Annotated in this window: 16 protein-coding genes; 9 read left to right on the forward strand and 7 right to left on the reverse strand. The window is 57.8% G+C overall.

Translation table 11 applies throughout. From position 1 onward, the window contains the following. Positions 1-4 precede the first annotated feature (4 nt). The 7 genes from F506_RS01150 to F506_RS01180 all read left to right on the forward strand — a co-directional run bounded on the left by F506_RS01150 (position 5) and on the right by F506_RS01180 (position 6,312). Positions 5-1,426, forward strand: a complete 1,422-nt coding sequence (locus F506_RS01150) for an amidohydrolase family protein (RefSeq protein ID WP_053194961.1) — start codon at positions 5-7, stop codon at positions 1,424-1,426. A gap of 81 nt (positions 1,427-1,507) precedes the next feature. Continuing rightward, a complete protein-coding gene (locus F506_RS01155) occupies positions 1,508-2,206 on the forward strand; it encodes a YqgE/AlgH family protein (protein WP_053194962.1) in 699 nt (232 codons plus the stop codon). 10 nt (positions 2,207-2,216) lie between these two features. Continuing rightward, positions 2,217-2,609: a Holliday junction resolvase RuvX gene (gene ruvX / locus F506_RS01160; protein ID WP_053194963.1), complete on the forward strand. Its 393-nt coding sequence runs from the start codon at positions 2,217-2,219 to the stop codon at positions 2,607-2,609. Beyond that, positions 2,596-3,114 (forward strand): bifunctional pyr operon transcriptional regulator/uracil phosphoribosyltransferase PyrR, encoded by a 519-nt coding sequence (gene pyrR / locus F506_RS01165; protein WP_053194964.1) that lies wholly within the window; start codon positions 2,596-2,598, stop codon positions 3,112-3,114. Before ruvX ends, pyrR begins: the two co-directional genes overlap by 14 nt. Continuing rightward, positions 3,107-4,066: an aspartate carbamoyltransferase catalytic subunit gene (locus F506_RS01170; RefSeq protein ID WP_053194965.1), complete on the forward strand. Its 960-nt coding sequence runs from the start codon at positions 3,107-3,109 to the stop codon at positions 4,064-4,066. Before pyrR ends, F506_RS01170 begins: the two co-directional genes overlap by 8 nt. A 142-nt stretch (positions 4,067-4,208) precedes the next feature. After that, the gene (locus F506_RS01175) at positions 4,209-5,489 is read left to right on the forward strand and encodes a dihydroorotase (RefSeq protein ID WP_053194966.1); all 1,281 of its coding nucleotides are present in this window, start codon (positions 4,209-4,211) and stop codon (positions 5,487-5,489) included. Positions 5,490-5,502: 13 nt separating this feature from the next. Then, a complete protein-coding gene (locus tag F506_RS01180) occupies positions 5,503-6,312 on the forward strand; it encodes a lysophospholipid acyltransferase family protein (RefSeq protein WP_053194967.1) in 810 nt (269 codons plus the stop codon). Here F506_RS01180 and F506_RS01185 read toward each other — a convergent pair. After that, positions 6,251-7,060, reverse strand: a complete 810-nt coding sequence (locus tag F506_RS01185; protein WP_053194968.1) for a symmetrical bis(5'-nucleosyl)-tetraphosphatase — start codon at positions 7,058-7,060, stop codon at positions 6,251-6,253. The genes F506_RS01180 and F506_RS01185 overlap by 62 nt on opposite strands. A gap of 217 nt (positions 7,061-7,277) precedes the next feature. Here F506_RS01185 and rfbB point away from each other — a divergent pair, with 217 nt between their 5' ends. Next, positions 7,278-8,357 carry a dTDP-glucose 4,6-dehydratase gene (gene rfbB, locus F506_RS01190; RefSeq protein ID WP_053194969.1) on the forward strand — a complete coding sequence of 360 codons (1,080 nt, stop codon included), beginning with the start codon at positions 7,278-7,280 and terminating at the stop codon, positions 8,355-8,357. Then, a complete protein-coding gene (gene rfbA, locus F506_RS01195; RefSeq protein WP_053194970.1) occupies positions 8,354-9,262 on the forward strand; it encodes a glucose-1-phosphate thymidylyltransferase RfbA in 909 nt (302 codons plus the stop codon). The genes rfbB and rfbA overlap by 4 nt, the downstream gene beginning before the upstream one ends. 116 nt (positions 9,263-9,378) lie before the next feature. Here rfbA and F506_RS01200 read toward each other — a convergent pair whose 3' ends face one another. Genes F506_RS01200 through F506_RS01225 form a run of 6 tightly spaced genes read right to left on the reverse strand, consistent with a single transcriptional unit; the run spans position 9,379 to position 14,513 of the window. Beyond that, positions 9,379-10,137: a glycosyltransferase family 2 protein gene (locus F506_RS01200; RefSeq protein WP_053194971.1), complete on the reverse strand. Its 759-nt coding sequence runs from the start codon at positions 10,135-10,137 to the stop codon at positions 9,379-9,381. A gap of 22 nt (positions 10,138-10,159) precedes the next feature. After that, a complete protein-coding gene (locus F506_RS23590; protein ID WP_053194972.1) occupies positions 10,160-11,140 on the reverse strand; it encodes a hypothetical protein in 981 nt (326 codons plus the stop codon). Continuing rightward, positions 11,130-11,948, reverse strand: a complete 819-nt coding sequence (locus F506_RS01210) for a class I SAM-dependent methyltransferase (protein WP_053194973.1) — start codon at positions 11,946-11,948, stop codon at positions 11,130-11,132. The genes F506_RS23590 and F506_RS01210 overlap by 11 nt, the downstream gene beginning before the upstream one ends. Then, positions 11,945-13,078: a CgeB family protein gene (locus F506_RS01215; RefSeq protein WP_053194974.1), complete on the reverse strand. Its 1,134-nt coding sequence runs from the start codon at positions 13,076-13,078 to the stop codon at positions 11,945-11,947. Before F506_RS01215 ends, F506_RS01210 begins: the two co-directional genes overlap by 4 nt. Continuing rightward, complete coding sequence (locus F506_RS01220; protein WP_053194975.1) at positions 13,075-13,929, reverse strand: glycosyltransferase family 2 protein; 855 nt, start codon at positions 13,927-13,929, stop codon at positions 13,075-13,077. The genes F506_RS01215 and F506_RS01220 overlap by 4 nt, the downstream gene beginning before the upstream one ends. After that, positions 13,926-14,513: a DapH/DapD/GlmU-related protein gene (locus F506_RS01225; protein ID WP_053194976.1), complete on the reverse strand. Its 588-nt coding sequence runs from the start codon at positions 14,511-14,513 to the stop codon at positions 13,926-13,928. Before F506_RS01225 ends, F506_RS01220 begins: the two co-directional genes overlap by 4 nt. Positions 14,514-14,586 lie beyond the last annotated feature (73 nt).

Here is a 14,586-nt window from a genome sequence, read left to right on the forward strand (position 1 = left end):
AACAATGACGACTTCTTTTTTGATCAGCAACATCGACGCCATCATGACCGGCTTGCACGGTGCGGCGGCACGCCATGCCGGACCGGATATCCGCGTCGTGGACGGCGTCATCGGCGCCATCGGCAAACTGGCACCGCTGCCGGGCGAGGCCGTTGTCGACGCCACCGATTGCATCGCCTATCCCTCGTGGGTCAACACCCATCACCACTTGTTCCAGTCCATGCTCAAGGGAGATCCGGCGGGGATCGATGCTTCGCTGACGCCGTGGCTGGCGGCGACGCCCTATCGCTATCGCGCCAGATTCGACGAGAAGCTGTTTCGCCTGGCCGTGCGGATCGGACTGGTGGAGCTGATGCGCTCCGGGTGCGGGACGGTGGCTGATCACAACTATCTGTATTACCCCGGCATGCCGTACGACACCTCGGCGATCTTGTTTGAGGAGGCCGAAGCGCTGGGGTTGCGCTTCGTGCTGTGCCGGGGCGGCGCGACCCAGACACGCCAGCTGGAAGCCGAATTGCCGACTGCGCTGCGGCCGGAAACGCTGGACGGTTACCTCGCCGACATGGAGCGCTTGATCAAGCTGTATCACGACCCGTCGCCGATGGCGATGCGCCGCGTCGTGATGGCGCCGACCACGCCGCTGTATTCGGCCACGCCGGAGGAATTGCGCACCATGGCCGGCTTTGCGCGCCGCGCCGGCGTGCGCCTGCACAGTCATCTGTCGGAGACCGTCGGCTATCAGGACACTGCGCACGGCAAGCATCATTGCACGCCGGTCGAATTCGCCGAGCGCTGCGACTGGCTCGGTGACGACGTCTGGTTCGCCCATCTGGTCAAGCTCGATCCGTCCGAAATCGCCTTGCTCGGCAAGACCGGCACCGGCATCGCGCATTGTCCGCAAAGCAACGGCCGGCTCGGCAGCGGCATTGCGCCGATCCGTCAGCTGGAGGAGGCGGGCGTGCCGATTTCCATCGGCGTCGACGGCGCCGCTTCCAACGAAGCGGCCGACATGGTGTCGGAAACCCATGCTGCCTGGCTGATGCAGCGTGCGCGTCGCGGTCAGGAGGCGACTCCTTCCTACGCCGGCGGCAGCTTCGAAGGCGGCGCCGATGCGGCGACGGTGGAAGATGTGGTGCGCTGGGGCACGACCGGTGGTGCCAGAGTGCTTGGGCTGGGTGCACTTGATGGCTTGCAAGTCGGACAACAGGCCGACATTGCGTTGTACCGCCTGGACGACCCGCGTTACTTCGGCCTGCACGACCCTGCGCTGGGTCCGGTGGTCGGCGGCGGGCGGCCTTATTTGAAGGCCTTGTACGTGGCGGGCAGAGCGGTGGTCGAGGATGACGGCATTCCCGGCATCGACCTGGCGGCGCTGGGACGGGAAGCGCGGCAGGCGACGCGGCGCTTGCTGGCGGCGCAGGATTGACGCCTTCGGCGGGCGAGCCGGCGGCGACTGGGGCAGCGGGGCTCGCCGCCGGGTTGGGGGATTTGCCGTAAAACTGCTAAAATGGCGGGCATGATCAAGCGACGCAAAGCCTTCTCCGCCGACACTTCCGACGCCGCCTCCGAGGCGACGGAAACCTCCGATTTTGCTGCAAGTACCGACAAGGCCGCCAAACTCGCCCCCGAGTTTGATCTGACCAATCATTTCCTGATAGCAATGCCCTCGATGCTGGACCCGATTTTCGGCGGCACCGTGGTGTACCTGTGCGAGCACAATCAGAACGGCGCGCTCGGCGTCGTGATCAACAAGCCGACCGACATGACCATGGATGTCCTGTTCGATCGCATCAATCTCAAGCTGGAAATCATCCACGATTCGCCTGACGCCGTGCCCGAGCTGTATCGCAGCCCGGTGATGTTCGGTGGCCCGGTGCAGGTCGAACGCGGTTTCGTGCTGCATACGGCGATGAGCCAGTTTTCCTCGACCTTGCAGGTGACCGACGGCATCTCCCTGACCACTTCCAAGGATGTGCTGGAAGCGGTCGCCCACGGCGCCGGTCCGGATCAGGTGCTGGTCAGCCTCGGTTGCTCCGGCTGGAGCGCCGGCCAGCTGGAAGAAGAACTCGGCCGCAACGGCTGGCTCACGGTCAAGGCTGATCCCGCCATCATTTTCGACTTGCCGGTGGAGCAGCGCTTTACCGCCGCGCTGGCTCTGCTGGGCATCGATCCCATCATGCTCAGCGGCGATTTCGGCCGCGCCTGAGCGAGACGCCGTGGAAACGCTCCTGGCCTTCGACTTCGGCTTGAAACGCATCGGCGTGGCAATCGGCAATACCCTGATCAAGCAAGCCCAGCCGCTCACCATCATCAGCGCCGCGACCAACGACGGCAAGTTTGCCGAACTCGGCAAGCTGATCAGCGAGTGGACGCCGGCGCGCTGCATCGTCGGACTGCCCAGCCATCCGGACGGCGCCGAGCATGAAATGACGGTACGCTGCCGCCGCTTCGCCAATCAATTGCACGGACGTTTCGGCGTCGAAACGGTGCTGGTGGACGAGCGTTATTCGTCGGCCGTCATCGAACAGCGCCGCGGCGAGCATATTGACGCCGAGGCCGCGGCCATCATTTTGCAGCAATATTTTGACGATACCCATGAGCACAACTAACACTCTCCCGCCGCTCGATGCAGAAGCGCTGTACGCCAGGCTGGCGCAACAGATCAAAGCCGGCTTGCAAGGCGTCGAACAGGTCGCCATCGTCGGTATTCATTCCGGCGGCGCATGGCTGGCCGAACGCCTGGCCAAGGAATTGCAGCTCAATGACCGGCTCGGCTTCATCGACGCTTCCTTCTATCGCGACGACTTCGCCGAGAAGGGCTTGCGTGCCGACGTCAAGCCGAGCCAGATCGGCTTCGACGTCGAAGGGGCCACCATCGTGCTGGTCGACGACGTGCTCTATACCGGCCGCACCACGCGCGCCGCAATCAATGAGCTGTTCGACTACGGCCGCCCGGCGCGCATCCTGCTGGCGGCGCTGGTCGACCGCGGCGGCCGCGAACTGCCTATCTCCGCCGACTTCCTGGCCGAGACGATCGCGCTCGCCGACGATCAATCCCTGCAACTGCAACGCGCCGACGACGGCCGATTTTCCCTGACGGTGGTACATGCTTAATCCACAACTGAACAAGAACGGCGAACTGCAACATCTGCTGACCATCGAAGGTCTGCCCAAAGCCATCATTACCAACATCCTCGACACGGCGTCGTCGTTCGTCAGCATCGGCGACCGCGAGGTGAAGAAGGTGCCGCTGATGCGCGGCAAGAGCGTGTTCAACCTGTTCTTCGAGAACTCCACGCGCACCCGCACCACCTTCGAGATCGCCTCCAAGCGCCTGTCGGCCGACGTGATCAATCTCAACATCTCCGCCTCCAGCGCCAGCAAGGGCGAGTCGCTGCTCGATACCATCGACAACCTGGCGGCGATGCACGCCGACATGTTCGTGGTGCGCCATTCGCAATCGGGCGCGCCTTACCTGATCGCCAAGCACCTGATCGACACCAAGCAGTCGCACGTGCACGTGGTCAACGCCGGCGACGGTCGCCATGCGCATCCGACGCAGGGTTTGCTAGACATGTACACGATCCGCCACTACAAGAAGGATTTCACCAACCTGCGCGTGGCGATCGTCGGCGACATCCTGCACAGCCGCGTGGCGCGTTCCGACATCCACGGCCTGACCACGCTGGGCGTGCCGGAAGTGCGCGCCATCGGCCCCCGTACCTTGCTGCCGAACGGACTCGAACAAATGGGCGTGCGCGTCTTCCACAACATGGAAGAAGGCCTCAAGGACGTCGACGTCATCATCATGCTGCGCCTGCAGAACGAACGCATGAGCGGCGCGCTGCTGCCATCGGCGCAGGAATTCTTCAAGAGTTACGGCCTGACGCCCGAGCGCCTGGCGCTGGCCAAGCCGGACGCCATCGTGATGCACCCGGGCCCGATGAATCGCGGCGTCGAGATCGACTCCGCCGTGGCCGACGGATCGCAGGCCGTGATCCTGCCGCAGGTGACTTTCGGCATCGCGGTGCGCATGGCGGTGATGAGTATCGTGGCCGGCAATTAATTTATTGGTACAAACAGGACTGACGCAAAATTGTCCCAGCTAGGCGTGCCGACGAAGGCAGTACGGTAGTACGACTAGGAGGCACAACGACGCTGGGGCGGTTTTGCGTCAGTCCCAACGCGGACAAGAGTGGAATAAGCGCATGAAACTGCACATCAAGAACGGCAGGCTGATCGATCCTGCCAACAACATCGACGCGCAACAGGACGTCTTCGTGGCCGACGGCAAAGTTGCCGGCATCGGCCAGGCGCCGGCCGGCTTCACTGCCGACAAGACCATCGATGCGAGCGGCCTGGTGGTTGCTCCCGGTCTGGTCGACCTGAGCGCGCGCCTGCGCGAGCCGGGCTATGAATACAAGGCCACGCTGGAATCCGAAATGCAGGCAGCGATGCAAGGCGGCGTCACCAGCCTACTGTGCCCGCCCGACACCGATCCGGTGCTCGACGAGCCAGGCCTGGTCGAGATGCTCAAGCACCGCGCCAAGTCGCTCAACCAGGCGCATGTGTATCCGCTGGGCGCATTGACCATGGGCCTCAAGGGCAAGGCGCTGACCGAAATGGCCGAACTGACCGAAGCTGGTTGCGTCGGTTTCTCGCAAGCCGACGAACCGGTGCTGGACACCACGGTGCTGCTGTCCGCGCTGCAATACGCCAAGACGTTCAATTACACCGTGTGGCTGCGTCCGCAGGATCCGCACCTCGGCCGCAACGGCATCGCGCACAGCGGTCCTGCCGCTTCGCGTCTGGGTTTGTCGGGCGTGCCGGTGATGTCGGAAACCATCGCCCTCTACACCATTTTCGAACTGGTGCGCTCCACCGGCGCGCGCGTCCACCTGTGCCGCATGTCCTCGGCTGCCGGACTCGAACTGGTGCGTGCGGCCAAGAAGGAAGGCCTGCCGGTGACTTGCGACGTCGGCGCCCACCACATTCATTTGTCGGACATGGACATCGGCTTCTTCGATTCCAACGCGCGCGTCAATCCGCCGTTCCGCTCACAGCGTGACCGCGACGCGATCCGCGCGGCGCTGCTGGACGGCACTATCGATGCGATCTGCTCTGACCACACGCCGGTCGACGACGACGAGAAGCTGCTGCCGTTCGGCGAAGCGTCGCCGGGTGCAACCGGCCTGGAACTGCTGCTGTCGCTGTCGCTCAAGTGGGCGGAAGACATGGGCGCCGCCGACGCCATCAGCAAGGCGGTCGCCAAGGTCACCACTGACGCGGCGCGCGTGGCCGGTTTGCCGGCCGGCGGCCTGAAGGTGGGCGACGTCGCCGACATCTGCATCTTCGATCCGAAGACACGCTGGACCGTCGAAGCCAAAGCCCTCGCCAGCCAAGGCAAGCACACGCCTTTCCTCGGTTATGAGCTGAGCGGCCAGGTCAAGGCGACCATCGTGTCGGGTTACGTCGCATTTGAACGCTAAACACGGAAGAACCATGCTTGTTTTCCGCGTATTGCGCATGGTGGTGCACCTGTTCGTCGGCATGGCGATCTGCGCCTTCATCTTTCCCCTGATCGGTCCGGCGCGCCGGGAAGGGCATGTCCGCCGCTGGTCGCATCAGTTGCTGGGAATTTGCGGCATCAAGCTGGTGGTGCGCACGCTGCCCGGCCCGCCGGCGCCGCCGCGCGCGCTGATCGTCGCCAATCACATTTCGTGGCTGGATATCTTCGTGGTGAACTCGATGCAGCCGTGCCGTTTCGTGGCAAAGTCGGACATCCGCAGCTGGCCCTTCATCGGCTGGCTGTGCGCCAAGACCGGCACGATCTTCATTTCGCGCGGCAAGGCCAGCGACGTGCGCCGCATTTTCAAGGGCATCGTGGAAAGCATCGAAGCAGGCGACCGCGTGGCGTTTTTTCCCGAGGGCACGACCGCAGCGCAAGGCAAGCTGCTGCCGTTCCACGCCAACCTGTTCGAAGCGGCGCTGGACGCCAAGGTGCCGGTGCAGCCGTATGCATTGCGCTACCTGGATGCGCAGGGAAATTACCACGCCGCCGCCGACTTTATCGGCGACACGACCATCGTGGAAAGCATCCTGGCGGTATTACAGGCAGGCTCGATCACGGCCGAGCTGACGCAATTGCCGAGCATTCCGACGGAGGGCGCACATCGCCGCGAGCTGGCGGTGACGGCGCGCAAGGTGGTCGCCGACGGACTAGGCTACCTGCCGGAAGACCTCACGCAAACTACTCCGCCCGCGGGCAGTCCACCTGGAACAGCGCCCGATCCTCGAGCCGCACCGCAGTAAGCTTGCCGCCCCAGACGCAGCCTGTATCGAGACCGATCAGGTTGGGGCGCAGCGTCAGTCCCAGCGATGCCCAATGGCCGAATACACACGTGACATCGGCCGTCTTGCGGCCAGGCATGTCAAACCACGGCACATAGCCCGGTGGCGCGGCGTCCAGGCCTTCCTTGATCTTGAAGTCGATGCCGCCGTCGGGCCGGCACAGACGCATGCGCGTGAGCGTATTGATGATGCAGCGCAGGCGGTCATAGCCTTGCAGATCGTCCGACCATATTGCCGGTTCGTTGCCGTACATGTGGCGCAGGAAATCGACCCAGTCGGGGCCGCGCAGCATGGTTTCGACTTCGTGGGCCAGCGACATGGTCTTGGCGGCATCCCATTGCGGAAATACGCCAGCGTGAAACAGCAGGTGGTTTTGCTCAAACAAGGCCAGTGGGCGATGGCGCACCCAGTCGATCAAGTCGTCGCGGTCAGGCGCGTTGAGGATGTCGTCCAGCGTATCGGTTTTGTGCTGCGGACGAATGCCTTGAGAGACCGCCAGCAGGTGCAGGTCGTGGTTGCCCAGGAGCACTTTGGAACGTGTTTCCAATGCTTGCAGATGACGCAGGGTTTCCAAGGATTGGGGACCTCGGTTGACCAGGTCGCCGACAAAGATCAGATTCGCATCCGACGATATCTGATTGATAATATTCAGTAAGTTGTCGAGCTGCTGGCCACAGCCTTGCAGGTCGCCGATGGCGTAGGTGGGCATGTTGCTGTTGTTGAGGATAATGTCGTATTTTAACTGAGAGGGCTACGCGGACAGAACTTCTCTCCGTTGATCGTCGCCCGTGTTTAATGGCGACATTTGCAGCGGCGGCCAAATTTTTCTGAAGAAAGCCTCTGGCGTTTTATGTCATCCGTATGTCACCGGGGACTTCTCCCGTTAAAATGTCGGACTACCGTTTACGAGAAATTTGGAGTAACAGATGATTCTAGTCACCGGAGGTGCCGGATTTATAGGCTCCAACTTCGTGCTCGATTGGGTGGCACAGTCTGACGAGGCTGTGCTCAATGTTGATAAGCTCTCCTATGCTGGCAACCTGCGCAACTTGTCGGCGTTGCAGGGGGATGAGCGGCACGTTTTCGTGCGTGAAGATATTTGCGATCAGGACGCGATTGCAGCATTGCTGAATAAATATAAGCCACGGGCCATCGTCCATTTTGCAGCAGAAAGTCATGTAGATCGCTCGATCCGCGGCCCTCGTGATTTCATCAACACCAATATCAATGGAACGTTCAGTTTGCTGGAGGCCGCACGCGGTTATTGGAGTGAATTGCCTGGGCAGGAGCAACGCGATTTCCGTTTTTTGCACGTATCGACCGATGAAGTGTACGGCAGCCTGAGCGCTGGCGACGCCTCATTCACCGAGACCACCGCCTACGCGCCCAACAGCCCCTACTCGGCGTCCAAGGCTGCCTCCGATCATCTGGTGCGCTCGTACCATCACACTTACGGTCTACCGACGCTGACAACCAATTGTTCCAACAACTACGGCCCTTACCATTTTCCCGAGAAATTGATCCCCTTGATCATCACCAATGCTCGCGCCGGCAAATCGCTACCGATCTATGGCGACGGGCAGCAGGTGCGCGACTGGTTGTATGTCGGGGATCACTGTGCAGCAATTCGTTGCGTACTCGACAAAGGCATGCCAGGTGAGGTGTATAACATCGGCGGCTGGAATGAGAAAGCCAACCTCGACGTTGTCCACATCTTGTGCGATATGCTGGATCGGATGGATCCGAAGAAAAGTGGCAGTTATCGCGATCAGATCACGTTCGTTACGGACCGGCCAGGACATGATCGGCGTTATGCGATCGATGCGAGCAAGATCGAACGCGAGTTGGGATGGCGGCCTGTCGAGACATTCGAGACTGGCATTGAAAGAACAGTGCAATGGTACCTGGCACATCAAGACTGGGTCGCCGATGTGCAGTCTGGTGACTATTTGAAGTGGATTGAGACAAACTACAATCAGCGCATGGCTGAGAAGGAATCTGCATGACTGGCGCAATCAATTCTGCTGGAAACGGCCGTAAAGGAATCATTCTGGCGGGAGGGTCGGGAACCAGGCTTTATCCTGTAACCCTGTCCGTATCGAAACAGCTGTTGCCTGTTTATGACAAGCCGATGATCTATTACCCGCTGACAACGCTGATGCTGGCAGGGATGCGGGAAATATTGATTATTTCCACTCCGCATGACACGCCTCGGTTTCGCGAACTGTTAGGCGATGGGTCACAGTGGGGCATCAGTCTGTCGTATGCAGTTCAGCCGTCACCGGATGGTTTGGCGCAGGCGTTCACCATTGGCCGCGAATTTATTGGAGACAAGCCTTCGGCGTTAATTTTGGGCGACAACATTTTTTACGGCAATGATTTTGAAGCACAGCTGCATACAGCGTCGGAACGCACTGAAGGCGCTTCCGTCTTCGCCTATCACGTCCATGACCCGGAACGCTATGGCGTAGTCGAGTTTAATGCACACCGGCAGGCCGTCAGCATAGAAGAAAAGCCGGCGCGACCGAAATCAAACTATGCGGTGACCGGACTATATTTTTATGACAATCAGGTGCTGGACATCGCAGCGAGCATTAAGCCGTCGGCACGAGGTGAGTTGGAAATTACCGACGTCAATCGCATTTACCTGGAGCGCAATCAGCTGGATGTTGAATTGATGGGGCGGGGCATGGCTTGGTTGGATACCGGCACACATGAATCATTGCTGGAAGCGGGGCAATTCATTTTTACAATCGAGAACCGGCAGGGGCTGAAGATCGCATGTCCGGAAGAAATTGCGTATCGCAAAGAATATATTAACGCTGCTCAACTTGAACAACTCGCCCGACCTTATGAGAAGAGCGGGTACGGAAGATATTTGATGCAATTGATTAATCGACGGGAATTTTAATCACGGAAAATTGCCCTGGTTGACGAGATCAATGCCCCATGGATATGGGGAAAAGTCAGGCGTAAAAAAAGGGCGAGTGCCCTTTTTTTATTTCAGTGATCTCTCGTTAGCTCAGCCTATCGAACAATCAATTCAAGTAATTTGGCAGGGTATTTTGACAGGATTTTGAGCATATTGGTGCGGATACCGTTGTCCCGGCAAGCACGCAAGACTTCCTGGTTCAACAAGATCTTGGAGCGCAGGCCTGCGGTACTGACACCGCCGGTCTGCATGTTGACAAACACTTGCGACAGATGACGGTAGCGCAGGTTGGCCTGATAAAAAGCACGAATGATGAACTCGAAATCGCCTGCAATACGATAGTCCGTCCTGAATTTTCCAACCCGGTCCACCACCGACCGGCGCAGGAACAAGGCGGGATGCGCCGGCATCCACCCCCATGCCAGTCGCGCCGGGCTGAAACGGGCGGATCGGTAGCGGCGCACAACCTTGTCCGGTTTGCCCGGATGGAAAAAAGCGACATCGCCCAATAAGGCATCAAGCTGATGTCCCGCCATTTCTTGCGCGACGGTCGCGAGCGCTTCCGGCGATGCATACTGATCGTCTGCATTCAGGAAGCAGATGATGTCTCCGCGGGCCAGCGCCAACCCTTTGTTCATGGCGTCATATATGCCTTTGTCAGGCTCGCTGACAACCTGCGCCAGATGCGGAAATTGTGCCAGGATTTCATGTGTCGCGTCTTTTGAGCCACCGTCGATCACAATATGCTCGATGTGCGGCCAGGTCTGACCGGCAACCGACTGCAAGGCGGCTGCCAAGGTGGTCGCGCTGTTGTAGCAGACCGTAATAACGGAGACGGTGGTGTGTTGGTTCACAGGTGCGTTACGCGTTATCTTTTCAGTAGCGGATGAATCGGCGCGCAATTTCCTTGATCCACATCGGAACGAATTGCTGGATCCAGCGACGTCCGTTGACGCGAGCAGCCCGTTGAAGACCAGCCTTGAAGGAGGGGTCGATAGCGCGTACTTCAAGCATGCTCTTCTTGATTTCGCGTTCGTAGTACTCGTACAGTAAGGCAGGTTCCCTGCAAACAGATGTGTAAAAGCGGGAGAGCCGGTCGAATTTTCCATTTTCAAGCAGCTGGAACTGATGAAAGTGATAGAACAGTAAAGGGGAGTCGTTCACTGTAAGTGCCCCCGCGCTATCTTGGCTGAATTGATATTGTTCGTAGTTCCACGGCGCGATGCCAGCGCCGGGATGTTGCAAAATATGACAAGAGGAATAGCGCGCAGGCCATTCGTCCAGATATTTCTGGTCTCCCATCTTGCCATCTTCCAATCGATAATAGCACCATGCAATGCATTGTTCCTTCCAGCGAGCCAGGCAAGCCATACCTTCTTCGTCGCGGCGAAAACTGACCCATTCCACGCAGAAGCGACCATTGACTTCGCGATCCTTCAGGCGGGGTGCAAAGCGATGTTCGATGATCGCTATCGATGCATTGCCGATCTCATCGAGCAGAGGTTGTATAGCGGAATAAAAGAGAAGATCGGCATCAAGATAGGTAATGAAATCAATCTCGGGGTTTTGTTGCAATACGTACCAAGGCAGACAAGGAGAAAGAGTCCAGCAATATTCCGCTACGCCACGTTCATTTTTCACCGCTCGCAAGGCCTCGTCCTCGATTGCACGAAGAGGGATGCATTGCACAAAGGGCAGATCGAGTTGTTCAAGCAGGGTCTGGGTCTTTTCATCCATACAAAGCACAAAGGCTTTGGCCGTCGGACAATGCGTCGCCAGACTGCGGAGCATGGCAATCCCTTTGATCAAGTAGCCGCTATCAAATAAAGTGCAGAAATAATGGTGTTTAGGCGGCATTGCGGGTTTTCCTGCAAACATATGTTCGGTTGTAGTGGCAGGCACCGGGGATATTTGAGTCTGACTCTTGCGAGAGTGTAAAAGTCTCTTGTAGTTCCAAGCCATAACGAGCGAAAAGCTCAAGTAACTCCGCTTCGTTAAAATGGATTTCTACAGTTTCGACACCGTATGCCTGTTTGCGGAAATATTGATGTGGCAGACCAGTTACGACCGGCGTGCGATGAAAGATGGCGAATGCTTTTGCAACGCGTGCTGTTTCAGCAATGGCTTTCTCGAATTCCGGGATGTGCAACAAGCAACATCCTGAGACTACCACATCGAATTCGCCATTGCCAAAGCTTAGGGTAGTGGCATCTTGTACCGACAGCGATATTTCGGGATGGCGTTTTTTTCCAAGGTCGATAAATGCGGGCGAGTAGTCACAACCGCTGTAATTGAACGGCAATTGTTTTATTTTCAATACTTCCGAGTAAAAACCGCTTGAACAGCCAACTTCCAGAAGGCTGCGGGTTCCGCTTCCCTGGTAGATGCTTTGCAGGGCCTGAACCAGGATATCAAAGACATCCACAGCTTTACCTCGGCGGTATTCTGCCAATTGTCGGTCCACCAGTTCACGTTGCCGGGAGGGGAGCAGTTCGGATTGCCAAGATGTTCGCAGTCGATTGGCTTCTTGGTCAGCGTGCTCACCGGTGATCGGTTCATAGAGGGATGAAACGGATTTCTCGGCAAAGAGGGCATCGTGGATTTTGCGCAAGACACGCTTCAAGCGAGGGCAGCGACCAAGTATTTTTCGCAGCGCGGCTTTCATTTTTTGCTCCGATAATGGCGCTCCAGAATGGGGGCCAGTTCTTTCATCCGATGGGCGTATGTATGTTCGGACAAGGTGCGATTTTGGCCGGCGCTGGCGATTGCAATAGCTTCATCGGGATGGTCTATGTAGTAGCGGACCAGTTCTGCGGCCTCTTCCTGGGTGGAGTAGACAACGATTTCTTTGCCGACCTCGAACAGCTCGCCAAGATTATCCTTGCGATCGGTGAGTAGTAGCGTGCCGACGCCGGTAGCTTCGTACAAGCGCATGTTGTTGGCATTGTTCTCAGCCACGTTAATATGACGATTGAGCGTGATGCCGCTGCGCGCAAGCGCACGGTACATGTTCAATCCCCATACTTCACCATGGTGACGGGCCAAGATTGGAGAACTGGAGTCCAGACTGCCGGCGCCGTAGCCAAAGAACTGGATCGGTGTGTTGCGGGCAAGATATTCAAGCGTCGGCACAGCTTTGCCGTGATGGCGGCTTATCCCTCCCACAAAGCTCGCCGGTATGTCTTTTTCGACGTGTCCAAGTTTTTCCAGTACACGTGTGTCAAATCCAATACGGAAATATTCCGACGCGATACCCTGTGCACGCAGGCGCGGTACAAAATGAGGGAACGACGTTAGGATCAGATCGTATTCGCGCAAGAAGTCATCGGGAGGTAGGGGACAGGCAATCTGGCCCACGATTAATCCGACATGCTCACGTAGCGATCGAAGCATCTTCGGAGGGAAAAAGCTGAGGTCCTGACAATACAACACGTCTGGACGTGTTTTCTTGATCTGCGCGACAGCAATTTCTACTAGGCCGGGCAGTGACGCAAGAGAGCGGCCGATCAATGGCAGACGGAAAAAACGATGCGGCAGATGTAACGCCAGTCTGCTGTAAGCAATTTTGTTTTCTTTGGCCCATGCTTCTTGCAGGGGTAAGCAATTGACGACGAGGTCCTGAGCGTCCCAGCCGAGCGCGTTCAAGTGGCGCGAATAAAAATCCGATGTGCCAAAACATTCATCCAGCAGTCGCTCACGTTGTGGCAGATATGGCAGGGCCTTCAAGCTAGGCGTTTTTTCGTATTGCGCGGTGAGAAACGCTGGGTAATAGGTGTCGAGGATGGCTATTTTCATGTTTTTGTGCGTAGGGCTTGGAGCAGCATATAGGCCGCCAGCCGCAAAGGTAAAGTAACTCGTTGCAGTGAATTGCTGGCACTCCACCAGAATCTAAATCGCGCTGGCAAGTATGCTGGGGAACGGACGGAAAATAATCGTTCGCGTAAGGTTGCACCGCGAAAAACGTTGCCGTATTCATGTTTTGAGTAAACCGGCGCATTTAGTGCGACGATCAGGCGCCAGCCGGCAGAGCGCACGCGCACTGCGACTTCATAGTCCGCCAGATAATGCGGTAACCATTGCGGGCGCAAGCCCGCAACCTTCTTGAGCGCCGCCAGCGGAAACAGGACACCGCGACCACTGAGAGCATCGACGTTGATAATATCGTCGGCGTGCAGACTGCCGTCGACAAAGGCGGGGAGCGAGTCAACGGCATCGTCGACCTTGAAGCGCCATGCGTTGATACGCGGACCGACCGACAATAATTTCCCTGGTTCGTCGACATCGCGAATGATGCTGCCGACGGCTGCGGGGGCGTGTGTCCGCCCGGCATCCAGCAGGGCCTGCACGAAGCCCGCTTCAATATGCGTATCGTTGTTGACGAATAGCACCCAGTCTTGTGGCGCTGCGCCAGTAAAAATGGTTGCTAGTCCGAACTGAATAGCGCCACCCCACCATAGCGATCCGTCGCCTTTCAGCACGCGGACTTCGGGGTGAGTGAGCAGTAGCTCGGCAGTACCGTCCGTAGAGCCATCATCGATAACAATGATGGATAGTGGCTCATCAACTTGTTGGGCTCGCAAGCATGTCAGCATCGCTTCGGTCATTGCGACCCGATTAAATACGGGCATCAGTACATGAACGGTCATTCTTTATATACGCTTCCAATTATACGGGCAGGATTACCGGCCAGGATCGCTCCGTCGACATAATTGCCGGCGGCAACTACTGCACCTGCGGCAACTACGCTATCTTTTCCTATGGACACGCCCTTGAGAAGGGTTGCACGAGTGCCAATAAATACATTGTCACCCACCACCACCGGTGCTACGCCGATTTGCGTATCGTCGTCGCTATGACGTCGACCAACAGGATTGATCGGATGGAAATCAGAGTCGACGATCAGGACGTTGGCGCCGAGCAGTACTTCGGAGCCGATACGAATACTTTCGGCGCAGACGATGCAAGCGCCGCTGATGCCGACGTCACTACCGATCTCAATGGATGCACCTGCGCGGATAGTTGAAATTTTGGTCTTGTGATTGAGTGCCAGCGCGGTGTAATCCGAGTCGGAACATATCACAGTTCTTGCTCCAATTGAGAGCGAGCTTGACATGCACAGTTTAATTTGCGGGGAACCATAAAAGACCACGCCGCTACCCAATGTCGCGCCGGTTCGGCGCACACGGAATAGTACAAATAACCGCAACAGTTTGGAGAGGATTCTATTCATGCGGTCTTTCCGAATAACGAGTGGCTGAATTTATTGGCCAGGCAGACATTGTCGGACATTATCGTGCAACGGT

The sequence above is a fragment of the Herbaspirillum hiltneri N3 genome (assembly GCF_001267925.1).
Taxonomy (GTDB): domain Bacteria; phylum Pseudomonadota; class Gammaproteobacteria; order Burkholderiales; family Burkholderiaceae_D; genus Herbaspirillum; species Herbaspirillum hiltneri.

Excerpts from the sequence above, each read along its gene's own strand:
- F506_RS01150 (WP_053194961.1), top strand. The coding sequence starts at position 5 with ATGACGACTTCTTTTTTGATCAGCAACATCGACGCCATCATGACCGGC.
- F506_RS01155 (WP_053194962.1), top strand. The coding sequence starts at position 1,508 with ATGGCGGGCATGATCAAGCGACGCAAAGCCTTCTCCGCCGACACTTCC.
- pyrR (WP_053194964.1), top strand. The coding sequence starts at position 2,596 with ATGAGCACAACTAACACTCTCCCGCCGCTCGATGCAGAAGCGCTGTAC.
- F506_RS01170 (WP_053194965.1), top strand. The coding sequence starts at position 3,107 with ATGCTTAATCCACAACTGAACAAGAACGGCGAACTGCAACATCTGCTG.
- F506_RS01175 (WP_053194966.1), top strand. The coding sequence starts at position 4,209 with ATGAAACTGCACATCAAGAACGGCAGGCTGATCGATCCTGCCAACAAC.
- F506_RS01180 (WP_053194967.1), top strand. The coding sequence starts at position 5,503 with ATGCTTGTTTTCCGCGTATTGCGCATGGTGGTGCACCTGTTCGTCGGC.
- F506_RS01185 (WP_053194968.1), bottom strand. The coding sequence starts at position 7,060 with ATGCCCACCTACGCCATCGGCGACCTGCAAGGCTGTGGCCAGCAGCTC.
- rfbB (WP_053194969.1), top strand. The coding sequence starts at position 7,278 with ATGATTCTAGTCACCGGAGGTGCCGGATTTATAGGCTCCAACTTCGTG.
- rfbA (WP_053194970.1), top strand. The coding sequence starts at position 8,354 with ATGACTGGCGCAATCAATTCTGCTGGAAACGGCCGTAAAGGAATCATT.
- F506_RS23590 (WP_053194972.1), bottom strand. The coding sequence starts at position 11,140 with ATGCCGCCTAAACACCATTATTTCTGCACTTTATTTGATAGCGGCTAC.
- F506_RS01210 (WP_053194973.1), bottom strand. The coding sequence starts at position 11,948 with ATGAAAGCCGCGCTGCGAAAAATACTTGGTCGCTGCCCTCGCTTGAAG.
- F506_RS01215 (WP_053194974.1), bottom strand. The coding sequence starts at position 13,078 with ATGAAAATAGCCATCCTCGACACCTATTACCCAGCGTTTCTCACCGCG.
- F506_RS01220 (WP_053194975.1), bottom strand. The coding sequence starts at position 13,929 with ATGACCGTTCATGTACTGATGCCCGTATTTAATCGGGTCGCAATGACC.
- F506_RS01225 (WP_053194976.1), bottom strand. The coding sequence starts at position 14,513 with ATGAATAGAATCCTCTCCAAACTGTTGCGGTTATTTGTACTATTCCGT.